Genomic DNA, 22,197 nt, shown 5'->3' with positions numbered 1-22,197 from the left:
TGATTTGTTTACGATAAGTCTGTTTCATTGAAAGTCTACCCTTTTTGGTTTTGGGTATCAAACCAGTGCCGGGTCCGCAGGCAGATTTTTACCAGCATGAGCATCACCGGTACCTCGATCAGCACGCCCACCACCGTGGCCAGGGCCGCGCCGGACGAAAGGCCGAACAGCATGGTGGCCGTGGCAATGGCCACCTCGAAATGGTTGGAGGCCCCGATCATGGCCGCTGGCGCCGCGTCCTCGTAAGTCAGCTTAAACAGCCGGGCCAGGCCGTAACCCAGGGCAAAAATCAGCACGGTCTGAATAAACAGCGGAACCGCGATCCAGACAATGGTCAGGGGGTTTTCAACAATGACATCGCCTTTAAAGGAGAAGAGCAGCACCAGGGTGGCCAGCAGGGCCGTGATGGTGACAGGGGTGAGCACATGCAGAAATTTTTCCTGAAACCAGGTTTCGCCTTTGGCGGATATGACCCATCGGCGGGAAAAATAGCCGGCCACCAGGGGCAGGGCCACGTAGATGCCGATGGACAGCAGCAGCGCCTGCCAGGGCACGGGCAGCTTTCCCACACCCAGCAGAAAGCCGCCCAGCACGCCGTAAAGCACCAGCATGGTAAGGGAGTTGATGGCCACCATCACCAGGGTGAGGCCGTCGTTGCCTTTGGAAAGAAATCCCCACACCAGCACCATGGCCGTGCAGGGGGCGATGCCCAGCAGGATACAGCCGGCCAGGTAGCTGCGCCAGAGGGGAACTTCCATCATCTTGACGCCGTCGACCATCACCACCGTGCCGGCGCCGTGGGCCGCGCCCACGGGCAGGTCCAGGCCGAAGGGCATCTTGACCAGGTCCACGGCATCCGGGCCGATAAAGTTGTAAAACAGGGTGCCCAGGAAAAAGGAGGCAATGGCATACATGGTAAAGGGCTTGACGCACCAGTTGACAAACAGGGTCAGAAACACCGGTTTGCCGCTTTTGCCGGCCCGGACCACCGAGGCAAAATCGATCTTTACCATGATGGGGTACATCATGAAAAAGAGGCAGACGGCAATGGGAATCGACACCACCGGCGCGCCGTTTACATAAATGGCCAGCCCGTCCAGGTAACGGGCCACGCCCGGCGCCGCCTTTCCCAGCACGATGCCGGCAAGAATGCACAAGAACACCCAGACGGTCAGATAGCGCTCAAACAGGCTTGTCATCTTACGGTCGTCGGCTTTTGCGTTCATGTTGATTTCCTCTTTTTATGATGCGGCCAGGTTGCCGGGGATGCCGGCCACAAAGTCCCGAATTTCGTCGCGCACCCGGCGATAGTGGGCCATGGCCGCTTCGTCGGTGGGCTCGTTTTTCGCCAGTTCCGGCGGGTCGTCAAACCCGGCGTGAACCCGTTTGACCGGGCCGTAAAACATGGGGCAGGTCTCGTTGGCATGGCCGCACAGGGTGATCACGTAATCAACGTTTTTATCGGTCAGTTCGTCGATGGTCTTGGAGGTCTGTCCCCCGATGTCAACGCCTGCCTCGGCCATGGCCCGCACGGCCAGGGGGTTTAATCCCTTTTTTTCAATGCCCGCCGAGTACGCCTCGATTGTATCCGGTTTTAATTTTTTCGCCCAGCCCTCGGCCATCTGGCTGCGGCAGGAGTTGCCGGTACACAGAAAAAGGATTTTTGTTTTTTTGTTCATGCGGTCTCCTTTACAGGCCTATCCAAAATCAAATCCTGAGAGATATGCGCCAAGTTTTTCACGATTTTTCTGGCTCAATTCCGGGCAGTCGTCCGGCCCCCGGCCGCCGTCCATCACCTGGGCGGCAAACACCATGCAGGTGGGCTGGCCGCATTTCTTGCAGTTGGTCCTGGGCAAGAGTTTCAAAATTTCGATCAGTTGCGGTTTTGCCCGGCCCTTGTAACAGGGGGTGATCTCAGCCCGGTTCTCCCAGGCCTGGTTGATCTCGTTTTTCAGCCATTCCACCAGCTTTCCGGCCTCGGCTTCGTCCTTGAGCGCGTTGATCGCTATTTTCCGGCCACTGACCGTGATCAGCTTGCCCTGGGCCTTGAAGGTCACCGACGGTGGGTCCGAAAGATACACATCCCCGCCCAGGACCGCGTTCAGGTAGGGCAGGGCTTCGCTCACATCCTGGTCCAGGTGGGCAAAACAGTGCACCCCCATGGCGCCGGGCATGCATTCAGAATTAAAGATTTCCAGATGGTATGTTTCCAGCAACATTTTGCATCCTTATTGGTCCTTCATGCGGTCGTTCTCCTGGCCCAGGAGAAGGCGGATCTCCCGTGAACATCACCTGCCTCTCGGGCTGGTTTCCCGGCACCGGCCTTTTGTACAGGCTCCGGTGGCGGTTTTTATGTCTTCCAAGGACCGTGCCCCCGCGGCAACGGCCCGCAGAATATCAGCCTTAGTTACCCTGGAACAGTAACACACGGTTTCTGCCTCCGGCGCCAGGCGGATATCCTCGGTAAATGGACTTTTGGCCAGATTCTTCACGTTATTGTCGCCTGTGCAACATGCGTCCGGCATTCTACTCTCCTACTTTTTCAGCCATTGAATAACATCTTCTTTTTTGGGGATCTTGCCGACGCACTTGACGTCTCCGTCCACCACCACGGCGGGTGTGCCGAACACGCCGTATCCGGCGATTTTCATCAGGTCGGTGACCTTTTCCACGGTGGCGGCCACACCTGCTTCGGCAACGGCCTCTTTAACAATTTTTTCAGCCTGCTGGCATTTTGCGCAGCCGGGACCCAGCACCTTGATTTCCATGATGGCACCTTTCTGTTAGGTTTTTGTTTGGATGATCAGCCGGCCATCACGCCGTAGGCCATGCCGGCAATGGTGGACATGACCACGATAATGGCGCAGAAGACCGCCGTCTTTTTTATTCCCAGTACGCTGCCGATCACCAGCATGTTGGGCAGGGACAGGGCCGGCCCGGCCAGCAGCAGGGCCAGTGCCGGGCCCTGGCCCATGCCCGACCCCACCAGGCCCTGAATAATCGGCACCTCTGTGAGCGTGGCAAAGTACATGAAGGCTCCGGCCAGTGACGCGATCAGGTTGGCGGACAGGGAGTTTCCGCCCAGGAGCGACGCGATCCACTGCTCGGGAATCAGGGCCGGGTGACCGGGCCGTCCCAGCAGAAAGCCGGCCACCAGGACCCCGCCGGCCAGCAGGGGAAATATCTGCTTCATGAAGTCCCAGGTGGCCTCAAACCAGTTTTTGGTCTCTTCTTTGGTGTACCATGCCTTGACCATGAACCCCAGAATGACCAGCAGGGCCACGGTGATATACCACTTGGCCGCGAAAATGGCGGGCCACAGGCCGGTGGCACCGGGGGCCGGCTTGGCAAAGGCGGCAAAAATAAGAATCAGCACCATGGTGCCGATATACAGGCCGTCTTGCAGCAGGGTGCGTTCTCTGGCGCCCTCCTCAGGCACATAAATCTGCCCGGTGGTTCGGGCCGCGTCGTCCTTGCGGAAGATAAACGCCATGAGCAGGCCGGTGATAATGGCAAAGATCACGGCCCCCACAGCCCGGGCCAGGCCCAGTTGCCAGCCCAGGATTTTGGCGGTGAGGGTGATGGCCAGCACGTTGATGGCCGGGCCGGAATAGAGAAACGCGGTGGCCGGGCCGATGCCGGCCCCCCGGGTATAGATTCCGGCAAACAGGGGCAGCACCGTGCAGGAGCAGACCGCCAGAATGGTGCCAGACACCGAAGCCACCGAGTAGGAAAGAATTTTGTTTGCCTTGGCTCCGAAGTATTTCAGCACCGACGCCTGGGACACAAACACGGCAATGGCGCCGGCAATGAAAAACGCCGGAATCAGGCAGGTGAGTACATGCTCCCGGGCATACTCCTGGAGCATGAGAAAGGCCTCCAGGCCCGACTGCCGGACCACCGGGTGGGTCCATGGAATATAATAGGCCCCGGCAAAAACAGCGACAATCCACATCAGCTTGGTTCGTTCCTTCATTTAACACCCTCCTGTAAGCAGCCCGGTTTTAGCCCGAATATTTCATGAAATTTTCGGGGTTTGTAAGTTTTATATAAGACACAATATGTTGCATTTAATTCCATGCGGTTTTTGAAAATACAAACTGTCATAAACGTTGTGAGGCGTTTTATATCAATTTTGTGTCGAAAAATTTCACCCTTCGGGCGAGTCACCTTGACCGCAGTTGCTGTGTTGCGGGACATTCGCGGTATATTGACTACAGCTTCATGTCCCGCGCCTTGCACCTGCGGCCAAATCAACTCGTGAAATATCCGGGTTAGACCCTTTGTTCAGGCTGTTCTAATAATTCGTTTTTTGGCGATATATCAGTGAAGTGTTTTGGGCCGCAGATGTGCTCACGGTGAATGGCGGGCAGTTTTTTTACCAGGGTCTGAATTTCGGCCTCCTCTTCCAGCCAGTGGCGCAGGTTTCCCAGAAGGCTGGCCGCGTAAGGATTCGCGCTTCCATCGGCCAGGCGGTAGTTGACCCAGAGCCCCTCTTTGGCGCAGGTGATCAGGCCGGCCTCTTCAAGGATTTTAAGGTGCTTGCTGGCCGTGGACTGGGCCAGGCTAAGGGCCGCCTGTATCTCACATACGCATAAAACCCGGCGTTGCAGCAGTTTGACCATCCTGACCCGGTTGGGATCGGACAGGGCCTTGGTCACTTTGACAAATGATTTCATGTCTGCCTCCATATCGTTAAATTGGAATATAACGATGCAGGCAACCGGTGTCAAGAAAAAAATCGGGGCGAGGCGGGCAAGCTTAATCTTGCCCACGCGTCGTAAAATGATTGTTTTTTTCTGTTTTGTTTATCCAGGTACTTTTCTTGGCGGCAAGAAAAGTACCAAAAGAACCGCGCCCCGCAGCTTGGCCACGCCACAGGCGTGGCTTCCCTCGCGCGAAGAATTTTTCGGCGCGAAAATGAACTCGCCCCGCTTTCAGCGTGGCTCAGACAGCATTTTCGCTTTTCCCGAAAAATTCACCCGCGCTCGGCTGCACTGCAATGGGCGGGTGCCGTCATTGTGGAGACGGGCCGGGCTTACAACATCAAGGTTTGTAGTGTGCCCGTAAGGGCATTTGGCAGGACGGTTTCAAACGCCTGACGGCGTCACTACAAACAGGGAAGCGTCATGAAAGTCTTTTTTTTGTGTTAAATCATCAGATGTCTTCAGCCGGCGAAGCCGGGCAAAGACGGGTGTATTGGCGGGCAGGGGGGGGGCGATGCCGACTTGGAGAAGGTGGAAGATTATGGACGCCACACACTTGACCCCTTGAATCCTTGACCCCTTTGTCGTAAAAAAACGGCGTGCCCGGCATACACCGGACGCGCCGCGGGAGGAAACAATCTCAAAGGTTACTTGCCGGCCATCATGGCCGCCACATCATCGGCAACCGTACCGATGGGCTTGATGTCGAACTTGTCCACCAGGACCCCGGCCACGGTGGGTGAGAGAAAGGCCGGCAGGGTGGGCCCCAGGCGAATGCCCTTGACGCCCAGAAAAAGCAGGGCCAGCAGCACGGCCACGGCCTTCTGCTCGTACCAGGCGATGTCGTAGGAGATGGGCAGGTCGTTGATGTCGGCCAGCCCGAACACCTCCTTGAGCTTCAGGGCGATGACGGCCAGGGAGTAGGAGTCGTTGCACTGGCCCGCGTCCAGGACCCGGGGAATGCCGCCGATGTCCCCCAGGTTCAGCTTGTTGTACCGGTACTTTGCGCACCCGGCGGTGAGGATCACCGTGTCCTTGGGCAGGGCTTCGGCCACCTCGGTAAAATAGCTTCTGGACTTCATGCGGCCGTCGCATCCGGCCATGACCACGAACCGTTTGATGGCGCCGGACTTGACCGCGTCCACGACCTTGTCGGCCAGGGCCAGAACCTGGTGGTGGGCAAACCCGCCCACAATGGTGCCGGTTTCGATCTCCGTGGGGGGCGCGCACGTTTTGGCCCGCTCAATAATCGGGGAAAAGTCCTTGGCCCCGCCGTCCGGCCGGTCCCCGATGTGGGCCGCGCCGGGATAGTTGACCACGCCCGTGGTAAAGAGCCGGTCCTTGTAGGTGTTGTCGCCCTTAATGGGAATCAGGCAGTTGGTGGTCAGAAGAATGGCGCCGTTAAAGGACTCAAAATCCTTGTTCTGGTGCCACCAGGAGCCGCCGTAGTTGCCGATAAAATGGCTGTATTTCTTGAAAGCCGGGTAGTAGTTGGCCGGCAGCATTTCACCGTGGGTGTAGACATCCACGCCCGTGCCCTCGGTCTGGCGGAGCAGCTCTTCCATGTCTTTCAGGTCATGGCCGGAGATCAGAATGCCGGGGTTTTTGCCCACGCCGATATTGACTTCCGTAATTTCCGGGTGGCCGTAGGTGGCGGTGTTGGCCTCGTCCAGAAGGGCCATGGCAGCCACTGCGGTTTCGCCGGCCTTCATCACCAGGCCGATCATATCGTCCACGGAAAGCTCTTTTGTGGTGGAGGCCAGGGCTTCCATGAGAAAGGCGTAAATATCGTCCTTTTCATACCCCAGAATGGCGGCATGGTCGGTATAGGCGGCGACCCCTTTGCACCCCAGGATCAGCAGCTCCCGCAAGGAGCGCACGTCTTCATTGGCCATGGTGGTGATGCGCACCTCGTCGGACAGGGCCTTGGCCATGATGGCCGCCTTGTCTTCCGATGCCCAGGTGGCGCAGTCGGGAAGCGAGCCGGACACGGCCTCTCCCGCCTTTGCCTTTACGGCATCCCGCACCGCCAGGCCTTCTTTGATCCGGTCGACGAGCACGTCATCATCCCAGGCCACGTTGGTGATGGTGGTAAACAGGGCGCGGCAGATGAAATGGGCCGCTTCGCGATCCAGAGTGCCGGCGGCATTCAGCGCTTCACCGTAAATCGCGATCCCCTTGCACACGTAAATCAGCAGGTCCTGAAGATCGGCGGTCTCTTCGGGTTTGCCGCACACGCCCTTGACTGTACAGCCCTGGTTTTTGGCTGTTTCCTGACATTGAAAACAAAACATGTTCACGCCTCCTGTTTATGGGTTGGTAAGTTGCTTGCCTTTGTTGGAACCCACTTTATGTCAAAGGCCGACCCACTTCCTTGATTTAAGTCAAGACGGCAAAACTTTTTTTATTTTTTCATTCGTGCGGTGGCACACAGCGCTGCCAGAACTCCAGGCGATGCCCCTCCGGATCAAACAGGTAAAAGACCCTGGCGTTCCAGGCGTGGGATTTGATTTCACCGGGCCCAAGACCGGCGTCGCGGAGCGCGTTCCATGTCGCCTGGAGATCGTCCACCTCCAGGGACAGGGTCATCCCTTTTTCCGGGCCGGTCCGGACCGTGGCATGGCGCGCATCGGCAATGCTCAACCGGGCACTGCCGGTCAGGGCAAACTCCACAAACCAGCCGGTTGAAAAGGTGACGCCCAGCCCCAGCCCATCCTTATAGAAAGAAACGGTCTCTTCCCACCGGGTACAGTAAAGAATTGTGTTGGCATTTTTAAGAGGGCAGCGCATGGTGAAGGTGTCCTGTTGAATTTGACGCGAATCAGGCTGGTAATGTCACAGATTTCAGAAAACGGGCTTTTTTATCCCCTTAACAGCATTTTTTATAACAGAAAAAGTCGCCCCTGCGCAACCTGTTTCCCCACCGCTCTGGCTTCGGATCCCGATCCCGATTTCGATAGCGATAGCGATTTCGATTTGGAGGGGCCAAACCTTTTTATTGACACTCCCGTGGAATTTGCATATTTTCCTTCAGCCTGAATTTTTAACTTTTTCGTTTGCCTTTGGATCACAGACGCCAGGCGGAACAACCACATACGGGAACGCCATTGAAAGTCGCCCTGCTTGCCTCCCCCTATCCCCTGGCCGAGGGACCCTCTCCGCCCCTGGGTCTTTGCTATGCCGCAGCCGCTTTTGAAGCTGCCGGGGCCGATGTCCGCATCTTTGACTACATGGTCCGGGCCTGGTCCCCGGAAAAGATGGAAGCCGAGCTGTCGGCCTTTGGCCCGGATGTCATCGGCACCAGTTCGGTGACCCTGAACTTCAACGCCGCGGCCAATCTGCTCAAAATCGCCAGGCAGCTTTTTCCCGAGGCTATTACGATCATGGGCGGCCCCCATGTGAGCTTTGATTACGGGAACACCCTGACCCGGTTCCCTGAAATTGACCTCATCGTGGTGGGCGAGGGAGAAGCGACCATTGCCGAGCTGACGCCGGTCATCAGGGACCGCAAGGCGTGGCCCGGCATTGCCGGCATCGCTTTCAAAGAGGGCGAGGCCGTGCGCTTTACCGGCCCCCGGGAACTGATTGGCGACCTGGATCGCCTTCCCCTGCCGGCCCGGCACCTTCTGCCAATGTCCCGGTACCTGGCCATGGGGTTTCCCGCAAGCATCATCACCAGCCGGGGATGTCCGGGCAAATGCATCTTCTGTCAGGGCCGCCGCATGGTGGGCAGCCGGGTGCGCAACCGCGATCCCCGGCGCGTGGTGGATGAGATTGAAAGCCTGCTGGCTTTCGGGTTTGAACGGATCAACTTTGCCGACGATTTTTTCACCTCCAACCCCCGCCGGGTGCGGGCGGTCTGCGCTGAAATCGAGCGCCGGAACCTGAAGTTCTGCTGGACGGTGTTTGCCAGGGCCGATTCGGTGACCCCGGAACTGCTGGCGCAAATGCGCCATGCCGGGTGCGACACCATCTTTTTCGGTTTTGAATCCGGCGACCAGGAGATGCTGGACCGCATCGGCAAAACCATCACCCTGGACCGGATTCGCCGGGCCGTGGCCGATTCCAAAGCCGCGGGCATGCGGGTGTTCGGCTCCTTTATCGTGGGCCTTCCCGGAGAAACCGCCGAGACCCTGGCCGCGTCGGACCGCTTTGCCAGGGAACTGGGCGCGGAGTACGGCTATCACTTTCTGGTGCCGTTTCCCGGCACCGATGTAAAAGAGCATATCGGCGACTACGATCTTGAACTGCTTTCCAACAACTGGGACGAGTTTGACGCCAACCGGTCCATCGTGCGCACCTCTTCTTTAAGTCCGCAAGCGATCGAACAGTTCGTGGAGGAGTGCTACTTTAAAGAAATTCGACAAGACGAGAACCGGATCGAAAGAGAGTTTTACAAAGGGACGTTAAGCGAGGCCGACCAGCTGCGCCACCTGGGAAAGCAGAAAATGGAGATTGTGTTTGGCCTGCTCTCACATGACCTTGTGGAAACGGCCCCGTCCTTTGCCCTGGGCAACGGTACGCCGCCCGCGGCGGCCCTTTCCCAATACCTGGCTGCTGCCCTGAACAAGCCCCTGGATTTTGTTCAACTGAGCATTCAACAGCTGTTTGATCTCGGTTACCTGCACTTTATCGAAAAAGACCGCCAGGCCGTGTGGCAGTGGCGGTAGCAGCACTCCCTCCGGCCCCCTGCCTGCTGTATGTTTGTGCACGCATTACATGCTCATGATGTACCTGCTTTGAGCCATTATCCATCCCCGTTCTTTCTCAGACCCCAAAGTTTTGCTGTTATTTATCCGTAAACATGTTAAGCTGTTTGACATAGCATACCTTAATGGTCTAGAAGGAAATAAGTAAAAAAAGCCCGTGTGTTTTGCAACAGGCCGGGCTGTTTTATTCATCCGTAAAAAAAGGAGGCAGGCAATGGCACGAAAGGCGACACAGATTTCAATGGATGCGGCGTTCAAGCAGATTCTCAAGGACCAGGGATTTTTAACCAAAAAGGATCTGGACAAGCTGAACGCCAAGATCGACCGCCTGGAGAAGGCTGTTAAAAAGGCGGCAACCGCAAAGGCGGCCGCCACCGCCCAGAAACGGGCCGTCAAAGGCACCGGGCTGCGCCGGACGTCCGCCACCAGCACGGTGCTGGAAGCGGTTCAGCGCAGCAAGAAGGGGGTCACCTTTGCCGCGTTGCAGAAAAAGACCGGGTTTGAGGAAAAGAAACTGCGCAATATCATTTTCAGGCTTCACAAACTGGGCCAGCTTGAGCGGGTGGGCCGCGGCGTATACGTGGCGGTAAAATAAAAGGCGGGCGGGGTTTTTGTTCGACAGCGGCAGCGGCAGCGGAAACGGAGAGGTAAATGACAAACGGCGCCGGTCTTGACGTCGGCTCACGGGTAAGCGGTTACCGGGTAAAACAGGTTATTGCGTTTGACGATATTCAATCGCTGGTTTACGAACTGGTGCACGAGGCCACCGGCGCGCAACACCTGCATATCGCCAACGCCGACAGGGAAAACACGTTCGGCGTAGGCTTCAAGACGGTTCCCAGGGACTCCACCGGGGTGGCCCATATCCTGGAACATACCATTCTGTGCGGGTCGGAAAAATATCCGGTGCGGGACCCGTTTTTCTCCATGATCCGGCGCAGCTTGAATTCCTTCATGAACGCCTTTACTGCGTCGGACTGGACCCTGTATCCCTTTGCCTCTCCCAATAAAAAAGATTTTTACAACCTGGCCGATGTCTACCTGGACGCCGTGTTTTTCCCCCTGCTGACCGAGCTTGCTTTCAAGCAGGAGGGCCACCGCCTGGAGGTGGTAAAGGCGGCCGAAGGCCAGGGAGCGCCGGAGCTTGCCTACAAGGGCGTGGTCTATAATGAGATGAAGGGGGCCATGTCATCGCCGGACCAGGTGATGTCCCGTGCCCTGACCGCCGCTCTTTGCCCGGACACCACCTACAGCAACAACTCCGGCGGTGATCCGGCGGTGATCCCGACACTGACCTGGGAGCAGCTGCGGGATTTTCACCGGCGTCACTACCATCCCAGCAACGCTTACTTTTATACCTACGGCGACATTCCCCTGCAGGAGCACCTGGCCTATATCAACGACCACGCGCTTTGCCGGTTTTCCCGTATCGACCCCGATACGCAGGTGGCGTCCCAGCCCCGGTGGCAGGTCCCCCGGCAAGTGGCCCACGCCTATCCGCTGGCGCCGGACGAAGACCCGGCAAAAAAATACCAGGCCTGCGTGGCCTGGCTCATGGCCGATGTGCAGGAGAGCTTTGACGTGTTCGTCCTGGTATTGCTGGAGCAGGTACTGCTGGGCAATCCCGGGGCACCCCTGTACAAGGCCCTGATCGATTCCGGCCTGGGAAGCGCCCTTTGCGATGGCACGGGATACGACCCGGACATGAAGGACACCCTGTTTGCCTGCGGCCTGAAGGACGTGGGAAAAGACGACGCCGAAGCCGTGGAAAAGATCATTGTCGACACCCTGACCGATGTGGCGGACCGGGGTATTGATCCGGAGCTGGTGGAATCGGCCATTCACCAGATTGAGTTTCACCGCCGGGAGATATCCAACACGCCCTATCCCTACGGCATCAAGCTGTTGCTGACCCTTTGCGGCAGCTGGCTTCACGGCACCGATCCCGCCGAGATCATTCAACTTGACCCCTACCTGGAACGCCTGACCGGGGAAACCGGCCGGGGACCGTTTCTGGAAAATTCGATCCGGCGGTGGTTTTTAAACAACCCCCACCGGGTGCGTTTTACCCTGGAACCGGACATGGAAATGGGGGCCAGGGAACAGGCCGAAGAAGAGCGGGAACTGGCCCGTGTCGCCGCGTCCCTCTCCCCTGAAGCACTGGACAAGATTCAACAGGATGCCCGGGAACTGGACGCCCTTCAGATGACCGATGAGGACCTTACGGTTCTGCCCACCCTGACGCTTTCCGACATTGACGCGTCGGTCCGGACCGTGGCCCCGGTCATGGCGGCCGAGCCCCTGCGCTGTTATGACCAGCCCACCTCCGGTATCCTATATTATACGTCGGCTGTGGGCATCGACCGGCTTTCGCCGGACCTGCTGCCCCTGGTCCCCTTCTTCTGCGCGGCACTTCCCCGCATGGGCACACGCCGGCACGATTATGTGGCCCTGGAGCGGCTGATCGACATGCACACCGGTGGCCTTGGCCTGTCGGCCCAGGCCCGGACCCGGTACGGGGAAACGGGCGAATGTATTCCCTACATCTCGTTTTCCGGAAAGTGCCTGGACCGGAAGATCGAGCAAATGTTCGATCTTGTGCGGGAACTGCTGTGCGACTACAGTTTTGCCGACCATCAGCGGCTTGGCCAGCTGGTGGCCGAGTACCGGGCCCACATGGAATCGGCCGTGGTCCACAACGGCCACCGGTACGCCATCTCCCTGGCGTCACGGCACGTTTCTTTTGCCAGCCATCTTTCCGAGATGTGGCACGGCATTGGCCAGCTGCAATACTTCAAGTCCCTGACCGCCGACCTGGAAGGGCCCGCCCTGGCCGCCATTGCAGACAGGCTTTGCCTGATTGGACGGAACCTCTTTTCAAAAGAAAACCTTCAAGTCGGCCTGGTCGGCCATGGAAAGGGTCTGGACACGGCCTCCGGTCTGGCCCGGGCCATGGTGGAAAACCTGGGAGCCGGCGCGATGCCGGCTGAATTCAGGGGGCAGGCCATTGAACATGACACGCAGCCGCCCAGGGAGGGATGGTACACTTCCACGGCAGTGTCCTTTGTGGCATCGGTTTTTCCCACCATTCGCATGGACCACGAAGACGCGCCCGTGCTGGCCGTGATCAGCAAACTGCTGCGGTCCACGTTTCTTCACCGGGAGATACGGGAAAAGGGCGGTGCCTACGGCGGGTTTGCCCTGTATAACCCGGAAGACGGCCGGTTCTGTTTTGCCTCCTACCGGGACCCCCACATTCGGGCCACGCTGGAGGTCTACACACGGGCCGTGGCCTATATTCAGTCCGGTGACTACACAGACGAAGAGATCACCGAGTCCGTGCTTCAGGTCTGCTCGGACATCGACAAGCCCGACACCCCGGCCGAAGCCGCTACCCGGGATTTTTACCGAAAGCTTGTCGGCGTTACCGATACCTGCCGGCAGCGGTTCAAGGAAGGGGTGCTGACCGTGACCAGGGAAAAGGTCAGGGCCGTGGCCCTGCGCCATTTTCCCACCGGACAGGAGCACTGTGGAACGGTGGTGATCTCTTCGGAGGCGCTGCTGAAAAAGGCCAATACCCGGCTGGCTTCCCCCCTGGCGCTTCACCACATCTGAGGCACAAGATTGTCCGGCGGCCTTGACATTATTTTTCTTAGTGCCTATATTTCTACTTATTCAGCGGTTCGCGCCGGTCGGTCATGAGACGCCGGCATGTCGACGAGCCGCTGCCATCTTTTCATTATAATAAAATTCCAAGGAGGTTTGTCATGGCGGAACGATTTCAGATTTATAAATGCGAGTTATGCGGAAATATCGTGGAGGTGATGTTCGGCAGTGACGGTACCCTGGTATGCTGCGACCAGCCCATGAACCTGATGACGGAAAACACCGTGGACGCGGCCAAGGAAAAACATGTGCCGGTGATTGAAAAGTCCGGCGACAAGATTACGGTCAAGGTGGGCAGCGTTGCCCATCCCATGGAGGAGAAGCATTACATTCAGTGGATCGAGCTGATCGCCGATGGAAAGAGCTATACCCAGTTCCTCAAGCCCGGAGACGCGCCCGAGGCCGTTTTTGTGATGGCCGCGGACAAGATCACGGCCAGAGAGTACTGCAACCTTCACGGCCACTGGAAGGCCGACATGTAAACTGCCTGGCCGGCGGATGCTTTGTCGCCGCCGGCAGAGACAAGGAGGGCGTTATGACCACACCTCAGCACTGCCCGGGATTCGAGCAGTTCAAACACCTGAAGTCCTTCAGTTGTAATTGTCCCAACTGCGGGGAGTCCAAGGAGATCTTTTCCGACGAGTTTGACCGGACCCACAAATGTGATAAGTGCGGCCAGGAGATCGACTTTACCCAGTGCAAGATGGAGGGCGGAGCCTAGCCCGGATATTTCATGAATGTTTCGACATGGATAAATAGTTACATCAAACACAGCCTGTTGCGATAATATTCAGACGGTTTTGCAAAATACAAACTGTCTGAGCGGTTTGATGTCTTTTCCGTCGATTTCTATGTCGAAACATTCACCCTTCGGGCGAGCCGCCTTGGCCGCATCTGCTGTGTTGCAGGCCGCTCGCGGTAGATTGACTACAGCTTCGCGTCCTGCGCCTTACATCTGCGGCCAAATCAACTCGTGAAACATCCGGCCTAGCCCGAACATTTCATGAAATATTCCAGTTCGTCTGGTATTGACCTGTTTCTCGCGCCGGTCATGGCTGCTTGCGGCCATGACCGGCCCTTTTTTGCGGAGTCGTGAGTGTTGATGGGAAACGGGACCGGAGAAGATCGAAGCAGAACACGAAAGGCAACATTCAGCCTGACATGGCTTGCGCGACCATCTTCATGTGTTCCGTCTTGATGCATCTGTTCATGATTACGCGAAGCCCGGCCGCCTCGGCTTTTCGCGCGGCTTTGTTGTTGACAACGCCCACCTGCATCCATACCACCCTGGCGTTTACGGCAATGGCCTGGTCCACGATGGGTTCCACCATGTCGGGCCTTCGAAAGATGTTTACAATCTCTATGGGAAACGGCACAGCGGCCAGATCCGGATAAACGGTTTGCCCCAATATCTCTTTTTGAAGAGGGTGGACCGGCACCATCCGGTATCCGGCGCCCAGAAGATAGGCGGCGACCTTATGGCTGTCCCGCTCCGGCTTGTGGGAGATGCCGACCACGGCCACGGTTGTGTGGTTTTTTAAAACCGCCCGAATCTCCTTTTCCGGCACGTTGCAGGCCGGCACCTCGCACTGAATATTCATTTCAGGCCCCCTGTGATGGTTTGAAAAAAGACTGTAGCCAAAACAGTCAGCCGGGTCAACTACAACAGCATTGACACATGCCGCCGCGTTCCCTATGATACTCCCTGCGTTTTATCGGCTGTACAGAATGATCGAGCACAGAAAGGTGTTGTTAATGAAAATGCGATCCACCCCGATGGTGTGTATGATGGCAGTGGGCCTGTGGCTGTCTCTGTATACCGGCGTGATCGGCTTTGGCGTGGAGCGGTATCAATACCTGCAATGCGTGGAGTCGGACCGCACCGACGTGGAGTGGCGCCTTGAAACGGGCGGCCAGACCCGGCTGGTCTACGTGGAAAAAGAAGAAAAGTCGGTTACCACCATTGATGCGGACTTTGCCACCATTTGCTGGGAAACGGTCCGGCCGGAAGAAAACACGAAAGTGAGAGCGGAAAGAAAAGGCAACGTGATCCGCCTGACCGGTACCTTTCAGGGAAAAACGGTCAACCGGGAGTTTCCCATTGACGACAAACCCTGGTACCAGGCCACCACCCTCTGCTTCCGCCCTTTTGTGACCTCCGGCGACGAGAAGCTGGAGTTCTGGATCCTGCGGCCTTCCACCCTTGAACCCCACCGGCTGGTGGCCCGGAAAAAGGGGGTGGACCGATGGCCGGTGCTGGGTGAGCCGGCAGAGGTTCAGCAGGTCAGAATCGGCCTGCCCGGAATGCTGGCCCCGCTGTGGAGCGGAGACTACTGGTTTCGAAAAACCGACGGTGTTTTTGTGAAATATGAAGGACCCAACGGCCCGCCGGGCAGCCCCACCGTGGTGGTGGACCTGGTCCGCGTCCTGTAATCTTTTTTTATCCATCTTTCCCCCGCGCGAGGTTGTCATGAGAATCGGGCCGGTTTTTCTGGCGGGACGCACCATTCTTGCTCCCCTGGCCGGCATTACCGATGCCCCTTTCCGCCGGCTGGCCAAGGCAGCCGGCTGTGCCCTTGTCTACTCCGAGATGGTCAGCAGCCACGGTCTTTTTTACCAGTCTGAAAAAACCGGGGCCATGCTGCGCACCACTCCTGAAGAAGCCCCCTTTGCCGTCCAGATTTTCGGCGGAAAACCCGCTGTCATGGGCCGGGCCGCCGCAATGGTCCAGGCCTCCGGTGCTCACATGATCGACATAAATTTCGGCTGCTCGGTAAAAAAGATTTTAAAATCCGGAGCAGGGGCGGCCCTGATGAAGGACCTGCCCCTGGCCGCGGAGGTGATCCAGGCGGTGCGGGACGCCGTCTCCATTCCCCTGACCATCAAGATGCGAAGCGGCTGGAACCCGGACGGCAGCGATGCCTTTCACCTGGCCGAAATTGCCGAGGCCCGGGGCGTCAACGCCGTGGCCCTTCACCCCCGCACTGCCACCCAGGGGTTCGGGGGCACGGCCGACTGGTCCCTGATTGCCGCCTTAAAACAGCGGACCGGCCTGCCGGTGATCGGCAACGGGGACATTGTTCTCCCGGAAGATGCCCGGCGCATGCTGGACCAGACCGGGTGTGACGCGGTGATGGTGGGCCGGGCCGCCATCGGGGCGCCCTGGATTTTTAAACAGATCAATGCCTGCCTGGCCGGCAAACCGGTTGTGGAACCTTCCCTGGAGCACCGGTTTGAGGTGATGTCCGAATATATCAACGCCATGGTGGCGCATTATGGTGAGGACCTTGCCTGCCGGGTGATGCGCAGCCGCCTGGGCTGGTTTACCAGGGCCATGCCCCACGGCACCCTGTTTCGCGAGTCGATCAGGCGGATTGAGACAAAAGACCAGGTCCTGGCCGCCGTGTCCGATTACAGGGAGCGCCTGGCTGCCGGTGGTTTTTTGCCGTGAGGATTGTCTTTTACCGGCAGACGAGTGTATGTTGTAGTTTCTGGATCTTTTCTAATTTAGCGGGTGCACAGGATTCAAGGGGTCGAGGGTCCAAGGGGTTGTTGTTGAAAGACTTATCAGGGGCCCCTTTCAAAACCATCGGCAGCACGAAAAAAGTATGCAAATCGTTTACTGCAACTAATCGGGAGATGAACCTGATTTTTTAATGCCCGGCTCTTTTCCGGGCCGATTTAACGATCAACAGGAGAAGACAATGAAAAAGAGAGCAGCGGTGTTTCTGTGTGTGTTGAGCCTGGTGCTGCTGACCGTGGCCTGCGGCGGCAAGTATTCGGACATCATCAGCGTCAACAAGCAGTTTGCCAAGGTGATGGAGACTTACGTGACTGCCTTGGAAAAGGCAGAAAGTGCAAAGGATGTGGCGGCCGCCATTAACCGGTTTGCCGATGGCATGGAATCGCTGGCGCCGGAGATGAAGGCGATCAACAAGAAGTACCCGGAACTCAGAGGGGATGGGGATCTGCCCGAGGAGCTGGAGCAGTCCCGGAAGGAGACCGAGGCCGTCAGCCAGCGGTATGCCGAATCCTTCATGAAGATGATGCCCTACATGGCAGATCCCGATGTGCAGGCGGCCCAGATGCGACTGTCAAAAGTGATGAGTGAGATCGGCCAGGAGTAGGGGTTATTCCTTCTGGGTTTTTTCCAAGGTAGTGGGTACACAGGATTCAAGGGGTCGAGGGTCCAAGGGTTTGTTATTGAAAGATTTACCAAGGCCCTGTACCGGTTTTTGTTACTGTTCTATTGTTATTGCAAAAAAGTTGAATTATTGGTGAATAATCGCCTGATTTCAATTTATAAACCGAAAGTTTCGGTGTTTGTAAAGTTTTTGTTTACAGTCAGTGGTGTCCAAAATAGCTCCCAAAAGGACTTTTAAGCTTTATAATCATCTGAATTTACAAATTATAAAAATAAGACTGAAAACCAGGTTGCCTCTGGAGAAATAAATTTTTTATACACCCCGTCGGGGCATTAATGGCAGGCCCCGCCCATTGCAGCGCAGCCGAGCGTAAACGCTTTTTTCGGGGGAAAAGCGGGCAGGCTGTTTGAGCACCGCGAAGCGGGCGAGTTCCTGCCCGCGCCGAAAAAAGCGTTTGCGCGAGGGAAGCCGAAGGCCAAGCTGCACGGGCCGGTTCTTTTGGTACTTTTCTTGCCGCCAAGAAAAGTACACGGATAAGCAGGATAAGGGAGATAGTCTTTGAGAGCGCAGCCGTAAAGACAATTCGATTTCGATCCCGATCCCGATTTCGATTTGGATAAACAACCGGGGATCTGCCCTGCCGTGATTAAAACCGTTTTGGGACAATAATGGTTTACAGTATTTTATTTGATCACTTGAACCCTTGGCCCCTTTTAAAACCATCGACAACACGAAAAAAGTATGCAAATCGTTTACTGCAACTAATCGGGAGACGAAGCCTTTTTTCTCAGGCTTTCCAGCAGGGCGTCGATGCGCCGGTGGTTGTCCGGTGCCCCGATATAGGTGCGGAACAGCCACTCCTGGGTTTTCATGGCCCCGCCCAGATCCTGGTTTAAAAGCGCATTGGACAACTCCTTGGTTTCCCGCAGGCACTGGCGGTCGTACGCGGCCATGGATTTGGCGATGGCCATGACTGACGCGACAAGTTTTCCTTCCGGAAACACACGGCTTACATATCCCATCTGCTCGGCCTCGGCGGCCCCGTAAATCCGGCCGGTCAGGGCCACCTCCTTTGCCCGGCCCAGGCCGATGATCCGCCAGAGGGGGTCTAAAATGGGCGTCAGGGAGAGGGCGATTTCCCGCTGGCCGAATTTGGCCCGTTCCGACGCATAGCGGATGTCGCACATCATGGTCAGGTCAAACCCGCCGGCAATGGCCGGTCCTCCCACTGCCGCGATCACCGGCTGGCCGCAGAACAGGACGGCCCGGTAGGCCCGGTGAAACAGGGCCGTGAAGTCCTCGTTGCTGTTTTTTTCAATGGTGCGGATAAAATTGAGGTCAAACCCGGCGGAAAAAAAGTGCTCTCCGCCGGTGAACACCACCACGTGAACATCAGGGTCGGCGTCCAGTGCGGTAAACACGGCCTCGACCTCGGCCAGCACCTCCGGGGAGAGGGCGTTTTTCTTTTCCGGCCGGTCAATGGTCACCAGGGCCACCCGGTCGGTGATCTCCAGCTTCAGGTAGGTGTTTTTCATTCGTGATCTCCCGTTTATGAACGGCCGTTTGTCCCTGAATGCCGGAAAAGCGACGGTGTCAGGGCCAGAATCAGAACGGCGCCCACCGGTCCATTGACCACGAAGACCGCGGCGGAAAACAGCAGGGTCACGGCCGTGATGTCGTTAAAGGTCAGGGCTTTCAAAGCCGGTGGATAGACCGCGAAAAAGATCAGCTCCAGGCCGCACAGCACCACCAGCGCCCACCCGGCCCACCGTCGCAGTTTCCACGCGCCAAAGGCGCAGGCGACAAACGGAGCCATGAAAAGCACATGCTTGACGCCCAGAACGGTCAGCTGGGAGGCCGGCAGGTTGGGGTCGGTGGAGAGCCATATCACCCCTTTTAACAGGGCCATCCATCCGGCCAGCCACACAGGCCAGGGAAAGTCGGTGTTCATGCGTTCGGCAATGGAACGGTTGTTGTGGGTCATGGCGTATTCTCCTTGTGTTTCTTCGGTTGCTGTCGGTCGGAACCGTTGCGTCGGATCATGGCCGGTCCGGAAGGACCGCGGGGTCGTTGTCCGGGCTGACGATATAGCGTTTCCCCTTTTCCTCAAACACCACCACGCCGTCCAGGTAGGCCACATCGCCGTGGGCGTCGTGGGCCAGGCCCAGCAGGTACTCCCGGGCCACGAACAGGTTCCAGTCGTGGGTGATGCAGATATCCACGGTCTTTTCGCCGGTGCTCCCCGTGTCCAGCCGGTGGTGCCAGAATCCGGCCATTCGCCCGGCGATGTCGGAGGGGTGATCAATGATTTCAGGTGAAATGCGGCCGGCAAACCACTGGGTAAAAAAGTCGGAAAGCGTTTTGCACACCTCCAGGAACCGGTGGGCGTTTCTCACGTAATAGGGGGACAGGGTCTCTTCAATGACCGTGTGCCGGGTTTGGCCCCCGGCCGCCACGTGGCCCTTGTCGATCAGGTAGGCGGTTTCGATGCACCGGCCTATGAAGCTTGAGAAAAACGAGACCGGCGCGCCCGGTGGCAGGGCCTTTCCCCAGGCATGGGCGATCTCCTTTCCCTCTTCGGTGAGTTCCATGAAGGGCTCGCCGGCCGGGTGCTCGGCATAGCGCCGGGCCGAGTGGCGCATCACCACCACCAGCCGGGAGGTGCCGGGCCGGTTGTAAAGACGTTCCAGCAGGCGGGCCATGGCCAGGCCGTAAGGTTGTGTCGTTGTCATGCGTTGCTCCGTTGCCCGTTTGCCTTGACGGCAGGGCGCTTTTCAGGCATCATGAACCCGTAAAAACGGCCTGTTCGCCCGCAGACAAACAAGCCCCGGTGGAAAGAAAATGATGCCGCACAGCAACCGAATACCACTATTTGTAGAAACAATCAAATCGATCAAAGAGACGATTATCACCAACATCGTGCTCACCGGCCAGGTGCCGGCCCCGACCTTTGAGGAGGCCCAGCGGGCCGATATGCTGCTGGAGCGGTTCTCCACGGCCGGCATTGAGTGCGCCGCCGATGGCATGGGCAACCCGGTGGGTATTATTAAGGGGAAAGACCCGGACAAACCGCCCCTGTTCGTGGTGGCCCACCTGGACACGGTGGCGAACCGGGACGTGGACCATAACTACACGGTAAAGAAAAACACCATCATCGGCCCCGGCATCATGGACAATTCCGTGGGCATCGGCGTGCTGGCCTCTCTTCCCGATATTCTTCGGGCACTGGACCTCTTCTTTGCGTCGGACATCGTGCTGGCCGGGGTGGTCCGCTCCATCGGCAAGGGCAACCTGGAGGGCATCCGGTTTCTGCTGGACCACTGGCGGACCCCGATCCGCGGGGCGGTCTGCATCGAGGGCCACAAGCTCGGCCGGATCAGCTATTTTTCCGAAGGGCTGAAGCGCTGTGAAATCGAGTGCAGCGTCACGCCGGGCGCCGGCCTTAAACACAAGTCTCCGCCCAATGCCATTCTCGTGTTAAACGAGGTGATCAACCAGATTCTGGAACTGCGCCTGCCCCAGCGGCCGCTTACCCGGGTGGTGATCGGCCGGATTCGGGGCGGCACCAAGCACGGCACCGCGGCCCTGGAGGCCCGGCTCAGCCTCGAGATTCAGAGCGACCATGCCGATATGGTGACCGCTGTCTGCAACGACATTCAAGACATCGTGGCCGGCCTGGCCCATGAGTATCATGTGCATCTTCGAATGAAGAACATCAGCGAACAGCTGCCGTCGCGCCTGCGGTTCAGCCATCCCCTGGTCAAGGCCACGGTGGAGGTGATGAAGCGGCTCAAGCTGGAGCCGGTGGCCCTGCCCAGCGAGTCGGAGCTGTCCGCCTTTCTGTCGAGAAACATACCGGCGGTGACCCTGGGCATCACCTACGGTGAGGAGGCCTTTGCGCCGGAGCTTTCGAAAATCCGGATCGAGCCCATGTTCCGGGGCATCGCCCAGATCGTGGGCGTGATGCTGGCCATTGACGACGGAGTGTGCGATGAACCGGCCCTGGATTGAAACCAATACCCTGCACCACTCCGCGTTCAGCGATATCGGTGCCCTGGTGGAGGCCAAAGAGAAAAAAGGCCTGACCATCTCCCTCTGCCTGCCCACCCTCAACGAGGAAAAGACCATTGCCAAGGAGATCGTTATTTTAAAGTCGGAGCTGGTGTCCCGCCATCCCCTGATCGACGAGATCGTGGTGGTGGATTCGGGCTCTGAGGACAACACCCTTGGGGAGGCCGCGGCCTACGGCGCCAGAACCTATGCCGCCGACGAGATCCTGCCGGACCTGGAGCGGTTTTCCGGCAAGGGGGAGAACCTGTGGAAAGCCCTCTACGTTACCGAAGGAGACATTCTCGTCTACCTGGACGCGGACATCAAGAACATCCATCCGCGGTTTGTCTACGGCCTGGTGGGCCCCCTGATCACCACCGACACCATCAGGTTTTCCAAGGCCTTTTACGATCGGCCCATCGCCCTGGATCAAAAAAAAGTGGTGGCCAGCGGCGGCGGCCGGGTCACCGAGCTGGTGGTGCGACCCCTGTTTTCGCTTTTTTTTCCCGAACTGGCCCAGCTGCTTCAGCCTCTGTCCGGAGAGTATGCCGGTTACCGGTCGGTGTTTGAAAAGATTCCCTTTCCCATCGGCTATGGCATTGAGACCGGCATGATTCTTGATATCTACAGAAAGTGGGGGCTGGGTGTCATGGCCCAGGTGGACTTAGACAAGCGGGTCCACCGGAACCAGGACACCAGGGCCCTGGGCCGCATGGCGTTTACCGTAATGAAAACCTTTTTTGACCGGATTGAAAAACTGGGCCGCATCACCTTGACCCGCAGGCTGTTTGAGGAGATGATCCAGTTTGTTCTGGTCAACAACGAACATGTTCCGGACATTCATACCATGGTCCTCAACGAGCGCCCCCCCATGGTGGAGATCGCGGCATATCAACGGAAGTTTTCACAGCGGAAATGAGA

Annotated in this window: 25 protein-coding genes; 12 read left to right on the top strand and 13 right to left on the bottom strand. The window is 57.7% G+C overall.

Features of this window, described 5'->3' with window-relative positions; all coding sequences use genetic code 11:
• Window positions 1-35 precede the first annotated feature (35 nt).
• The 7 genes from arsB to DOLE_RS14810 all read right to left on the bottom strand — a co-directional run bounded on the left by arsB (window position 36) and on the right by DOLE_RS14810 (window position 4,679).
• Window positions 36-1,226, bottom strand: a complete 1,191-nt coding sequence (gene arsB, locus DOLE_RS14840) for an ACR3 family arsenite efflux transporter (RefSeq protein WP_012176296.1) — start codon at window positions 1,224-1,226, stop codon at window positions 36-38.
• A gap of 15 nt (window positions 1,227-1,241) precedes the next feature.
• Window positions 1,242-1,679, bottom strand: a complete 438-nt coding sequence (locus DOLE_RS14835) for an arsenate reductase ArsC (protein ID WP_012176295.1) — start codon at window positions 1,677-1,679, stop codon at window positions 1,242-1,244.
• Window positions 1,680-1,697: 18 nt separating this feature from the next.
• Entirely contained in the window at window positions 1,698-2,219 is a 522-nt protein-coding gene (locus tag DOLE_RS14830) for a (Fe-S)-binding protein (protein WP_012176294.1), read from the bottom strand.
• 69 nt (window positions 2,220-2,288) lie between these two features.
• A complete protein-coding gene (locus DOLE_RS14825) occupies window positions 2,289-2,525 on the bottom strand; it encodes a (2Fe-2S)-binding protein (protein WP_083766628.1) in 237 nt (78 codons plus the stop codon).
• A 9-nt stretch (window positions 2,526-2,534) separates the two neighbouring features.
• Complete coding sequence (locus tag DOLE_RS14820; RefSeq protein WP_012176292.1) at window positions 2,535-2,768, bottom strand: thioredoxin family protein; 234 nt, start codon at window positions 2,766-2,768, stop codon at window positions 2,535-2,537.
• Between the two features lie 35 nt (window positions 2,769-2,803).
• On the bottom strand, window positions 2,804-3,976 hold the full coding sequence (locus tag DOLE_RS14815) for a permease (RefSeq protein WP_012176291.1): 1,173 nt from the start codon (window positions 3,974-3,976) through the stop codon (window positions 2,804-2,806).
• Between the two features lie 298 nt (window positions 3,977-4,274).
• Complete coding sequence (locus DOLE_RS14810; protein ID WP_012176290.1) at window positions 4,275-4,679, bottom strand: ArsR/SmtB family transcription factor; 405 nt, start codon at window positions 4,677-4,679, stop codon at window positions 4,275-4,277.
• 34 nt (window positions 4,680-4,713) lie between these two features.
• On the opposite strand from DOLE_RS14810, the gene DOLE_RS18320 reads away from it, so the two are divergent.
• Complete coding sequence (locus DOLE_RS18320; protein WP_153304452.1) at window positions 4,714-5,070, top strand: hypothetical protein; 357 nt, start codon at window positions 4,714-4,716, stop codon at window positions 5,068-5,070.
• Window positions 5,071-5,353: 283 nt separating this feature from the next.
• Here DOLE_RS18320 and hcp read toward each other — a convergent pair whose 3' ends face one another.
• Together hcp and DOLE_RS14800 are read right to left on the bottom strand one after the other, a co-directional pair.
• The gene (gene hcp, locus DOLE_RS14805; protein ID WP_012176289.1) at window positions 5,354-7,000 is read right to left on the bottom strand and encodes a hydroxylamine reductase; all 1,647 of its coding nucleotides are present in this window, start codon (window positions 6,998-7,000) and stop codon (window positions 5,354-5,356) included.
• Window positions 7,001-7,118: 118 nt separating this feature from the next.
• The gene (locus DOLE_RS14800; RefSeq protein WP_012176288.1) at window positions 7,119-7,496 is read right to left on the bottom strand and encodes a VOC family protein; all 378 of its coding nucleotides are present in this window, start codon (window positions 7,494-7,496) and stop codon (window positions 7,119-7,121) included.
• A gap of 317 nt (window positions 7,497-7,813) precedes the next feature.
• On the opposite strand from DOLE_RS14800, the gene DOLE_RS14790 reads away from it, so the two are divergent.
• From DOLE_RS14790 to DOLE_RS14770, 5 genes are all read left to right on the top strand, one after another.
• The gene (locus DOLE_RS14790) at window positions 7,814-9,376 is read left to right on the top strand and encodes a B12-binding domain-containing radical SAM protein (RefSeq protein ID WP_012176287.1); all 1,563 of its coding nucleotides are present in this window, start codon (window positions 7,814-7,816) and stop codon (window positions 9,374-9,376) included.
• 253 nt (window positions 9,377-9,629) lie between these two features.
• The gene (locus tag DOLE_RS14785; RefSeq protein ID WP_012176286.1) at window positions 9,630-10,010 is read left to right on the top strand and encodes a hypothetical protein; all 381 of its coding nucleotides are present in this window, start codon (window positions 9,630-9,632) and stop codon (window positions 10,008-10,010) included.
• A gap of 56 nt (window positions 10,011-10,066) precedes the next feature.
• Complete coding sequence (locus DOLE_RS14780) at window positions 10,067-13,030, top strand: insulinase family protein (RefSeq protein ID WP_012176285.1); 2,964 nt, start codon at window positions 10,067-10,069, stop codon at window positions 13,028-13,030.
• Window positions 13,031-13,182: 152 nt separating this feature from the next.
• A complete protein-coding gene (locus DOLE_RS14775; RefSeq protein WP_012176284.1) occupies window positions 13,183-13,563 on the top strand; it encodes a desulfoferrodoxin in 381 nt (126 codons plus the stop codon).
• A gap of 53 nt (window positions 13,564-13,616) precedes the next feature.
• A complete protein-coding gene (locus tag DOLE_RS14770) occupies window positions 13,617-13,802 on the top strand; it encodes a hypothetical protein (RefSeq protein ID WP_012176283.1) in 186 nt (61 codons plus the stop codon).
• Between the two features lie 430 nt (window positions 13,803-14,232).
• On the opposite strand, the gene DOLE_RS14765 is transcribed toward DOLE_RS14770, so the two are convergent.
• The gene (locus tag DOLE_RS14765; protein ID WP_012176282.1) at window positions 14,233-14,682 is read right to left on the bottom strand and encodes a CoA-binding protein; all 450 of its coding nucleotides are present in this window, start codon (window positions 14,680-14,682) and stop codon (window positions 14,233-14,235) included.
• A gap of 154 nt (window positions 14,683-14,836) precedes the next feature.
• Here DOLE_RS14765 and DOLE_RS14760 point away from each other — a divergent pair, with 154 nt between their 5' ends.
• From DOLE_RS14760 to DOLE_RS14750, 3 genes are all read left to right on the top strand, one after another.
• The gene (locus DOLE_RS14760) at window positions 14,837-15,514 is read left to right on the top strand and encodes a hypothetical protein (RefSeq protein WP_012176281.1); all 678 of its coding nucleotides are present in this window, start codon (window positions 14,837-14,839) and stop codon (window positions 15,512-15,514) included.
• 37 nt (window positions 15,515-15,551) lie between these two features.
• Window positions 15,552-16,532: a tRNA dihydrouridine synthase DusB gene (dusB, locus tag DOLE_RS14755; protein WP_012176280.1), complete on the top strand. Its 981-nt coding sequence runs from the start codon at window positions 15,552-15,554 to the stop codon at window positions 16,530-16,532.
• 253 nt (window positions 16,533-16,785) lie between these two features.
• Window positions 16,786-17,208: a hypothetical protein gene (locus DOLE_RS14750; protein WP_012176279.1), complete on the top strand. Its 423-nt coding sequence runs from the start codon at window positions 16,786-16,788 to the stop codon at window positions 17,206-17,208.
• A 779-nt stretch (window positions 17,209-17,987) separates the two neighbouring features.
• Here the strand turns inward: DOLE_RS14750 and DOLE_RS14745 are convergent.
• Genes DOLE_RS14745 through DOLE_RS14735 form a run of 3 tightly spaced genes read right to left on the bottom strand, consistent with a single transcriptional unit; the run spans window position 17,988 to window position 19,868 of the window.
• Window positions 17,988-18,761 (bottom strand): enoyl-CoA hydratase/isomerase family protein, encoded by a 774-nt coding sequence (locus DOLE_RS14745; protein WP_012176278.1) that lies wholly within the window; start codon window positions 18,759-18,761, stop codon window positions 17,988-17,990.
• Window positions 18,762-18,775: 14 nt separating this feature from the next.
• The gene (locus tag DOLE_RS14740; protein ID WP_012176277.1) at window positions 18,776-19,210 is read right to left on the bottom strand and encodes a hypothetical protein; all 435 of its coding nucleotides are present in this window, start codon (window positions 19,208-19,210) and stop codon (window positions 18,776-18,778) included.
• A 55-nt stretch (window positions 19,211-19,265) separates the two neighbouring features.
• A complete protein-coding gene (locus tag DOLE_RS14735) occupies window positions 19,266-19,868 on the bottom strand; it encodes a histidine phosphatase family protein (RefSeq protein WP_408622811.1) in 603 nt (200 codons plus the stop codon).
• On the opposite strand from DOLE_RS14735, the gene DOLE_RS18810 reads away from it, so the two are divergent.
• From DOLE_RS18810 to DOLE_RS14725, 3 genes are read left to right on the top strand one after another with little or no spacing between them, the layout of a single operon-like run.
• Window positions 19,782-20,021 carry a hypothetical protein gene (locus tag DOLE_RS18810; RefSeq protein ID WP_408622809.1) on the top strand — a complete coding sequence of 80 codons (240 nt, stop codon included), beginning with the start codon at window positions 19,782-19,784 and terminating at the stop codon, window positions 20,019-20,021. The two genes, DOLE_RS14735 and DOLE_RS18810, sit on opposite strands and share 87 nt — an antisense overlap.
• Before the next feature lie 46 nt (window positions 20,022-20,067).
• Window positions 20,068-21,237, top strand: coding sequence for a M28 family peptidase (locus DOLE_RS14730; protein ID WP_012176275.1), 1,170 nt, complete (start codon window positions 20,068-20,070; stop codon window positions 21,235-21,237).
• A complete protein-coding gene (locus tag DOLE_RS14725; RefSeq protein WP_012176274.1) occupies window positions 21,218-22,195 on the top strand; it encodes a glucosyl-3-phosphoglycerate synthase in 978 nt (325 codons plus the stop codon). Before DOLE_RS14730 ends, DOLE_RS14725 begins: the two co-directional genes overlap by 20 nt.
• The last annotated feature ends 2 nt before the right edge of the window (window positions 22,196-22,197 follow it).

It is taken from the genome of Desulfosudis oleivorans Hxd3 (assembly GCF_000018405.1).
Lineage (GTDB): Bacteria > Desulfobacterota > Desulfobacteria > Desulfobacterales > Desulfosudaceae > Desulfosudis > Desulfosudis oleivorans.
This window is presented reverse-complemented; position numbering and strand designations above follow the sequence as displayed.

Excerpts from the sequence above, each read along its gene's own strand:
- arsB (WP_012176296.1), bottom strand. The coding sequence starts at position 1,226 with ATGAACGCAAAAGCCGACGACCGTAAGATGACAAGCCTGTTTGAGCGC.
- DOLE_RS14835 (WP_012176295.1), bottom strand. The coding sequence starts at position 1,679 with ATGAACAAAAAAACAAAAATCCTTTTTCTGTGTACCGGCAACTCCTGC.
- DOLE_RS14830 (WP_012176294.1), bottom strand. The coding sequence starts at position 2,219 with ATGTTGCTGGAAACATACCATCTGGAAATCTTTAATTCTGAATGCATG.
- DOLE_RS14825 (WP_083766628.1), bottom strand. The coding sequence starts at position 2,525 with ATGCCGGACGCATGTTGCACAGGCGACAATAACGTGAAGAATCTGGCC.
- DOLE_RS14820 (WP_012176292.1), bottom strand. The coding sequence starts at position 2,768 with ATGGAAATCAAGGTGCTGGGTCCCGGCTGCGCAAAATGCCAGCAGGCT.
- DOLE_RS14815 (WP_012176291.1), bottom strand. The coding sequence starts at position 3,976 with ATGAAGGAACGAACCAAGCTGATGTGGATTGTCGCTGTTTTTGCCGGG.
- DOLE_RS14810 (WP_012176290.1), bottom strand. The coding sequence starts at position 4,679 with ATGAAATCATTTGTCAAAGTGACCAAGGCCCTGTCCGATCCCAACCGG.
- DOLE_RS18320 (WP_153304452.1), top strand. The coding sequence starts at position 4,714 with ATGCAGGCAACCGGTGTCAAGAAAAAAATCGGGGCGAGGCGGGCAAGC.
- hcp (WP_012176289.1), bottom strand. The coding sequence starts at position 7,000 with ATGTTTTGTTTTCAATGTCAGGAAACAGCCAAAAACCAGGGCTGTACA.
- DOLE_RS14800 (WP_012176288.1), bottom strand. The coding sequence starts at position 7,496 with ATGCGCTGCCCTCTTAAAAATGCCAACACAATTCTTTACTGTACCCGG.
- DOLE_RS14785 (WP_012176286.1), top strand. The coding sequence starts at position 9,630 with ATGGCACGAAAGGCGACACAGATTTCAATGGATGCGGCGTTCAAGCAG.
- DOLE_RS14780 (WP_012176285.1), top strand. The coding sequence starts at position 10,067 with ATGACAAACGGCGCCGGTCTTGACGTCGGCTCACGGGTAAGCGGTTAC.
- DOLE_RS14775 (WP_012176284.1), top strand. The coding sequence starts at position 13,183 with ATGGCGGAACGATTTCAGATTTATAAATGCGAGTTATGCGGAAATATC.
- DOLE_RS14770 (WP_012176283.1), top strand. The coding sequence starts at position 13,617 with ATGACCACACCTCAGCACTGCCCGGGATTCGAGCAGTTCAAACACCTG.
- DOLE_RS14765 (WP_012176282.1), bottom strand. The coding sequence starts at position 14,682 with ATGAATATTCAGTGCGAGGTGCCGGCCTGCAACGTGCCGGAAAAGGAG.
- DOLE_RS14760 (WP_012176281.1), top strand. The coding sequence starts at position 14,837 with ATGAAAATGCGATCCACCCCGATGGTGTGTATGATGGCAGTGGGCCTG.
- dusB (WP_012176280.1), top strand. The coding sequence starts at position 15,552 with ATGAGAATCGGGCCGGTTTTTCTGGCGGGACGCACCATTCTTGCTCCC.
- DOLE_RS14750 (WP_012176279.1), top strand. The coding sequence starts at position 16,786 with ATGAAAAAGAGAGCAGCGGTGTTTCTGTGTGTGTTGAGCCTGGTGCTG.
- DOLE_RS14745 (WP_012176278.1), bottom strand. The coding sequence starts at position 18,761 with ATGAAAAACACCTACCTGAAGCTGGAGATCACCGACCGGGTGGCCCTG.
- DOLE_RS14740 (WP_012176277.1), bottom strand. The coding sequence starts at position 19,210 with ATGACCCACAACAACCGTTCCATTGCCGAACGCATGAACACCGACTTT.
- DOLE_RS18810 (WP_408622809.1), top strand. The coding sequence starts at position 19,782 with ATGGGCGATCTCCTTTCCCTCTTCGGTGAGTTCCATGAAGGGCTCGCC.
- DOLE_RS14735 (WP_408622811.1), bottom strand. The coding sequence starts at position 19,868 with ATGCGCCACTCGGCCCGGCGCTATGCCGAGCACCCGGCCGGCGAGCCC.
- DOLE_RS14730 (WP_012176275.1), top strand. The coding sequence starts at position 20,068 with ATGATGCCGCACAGCAACCGAATACCACTATTTGTAGAAACAATCAAA.
- DOLE_RS14725 (WP_012176274.1), top strand. The coding sequence starts at position 21,218 with ATGAACCGGCCCTGGATTGAAACCAATACCCTGCACCACTCCGCGTTC.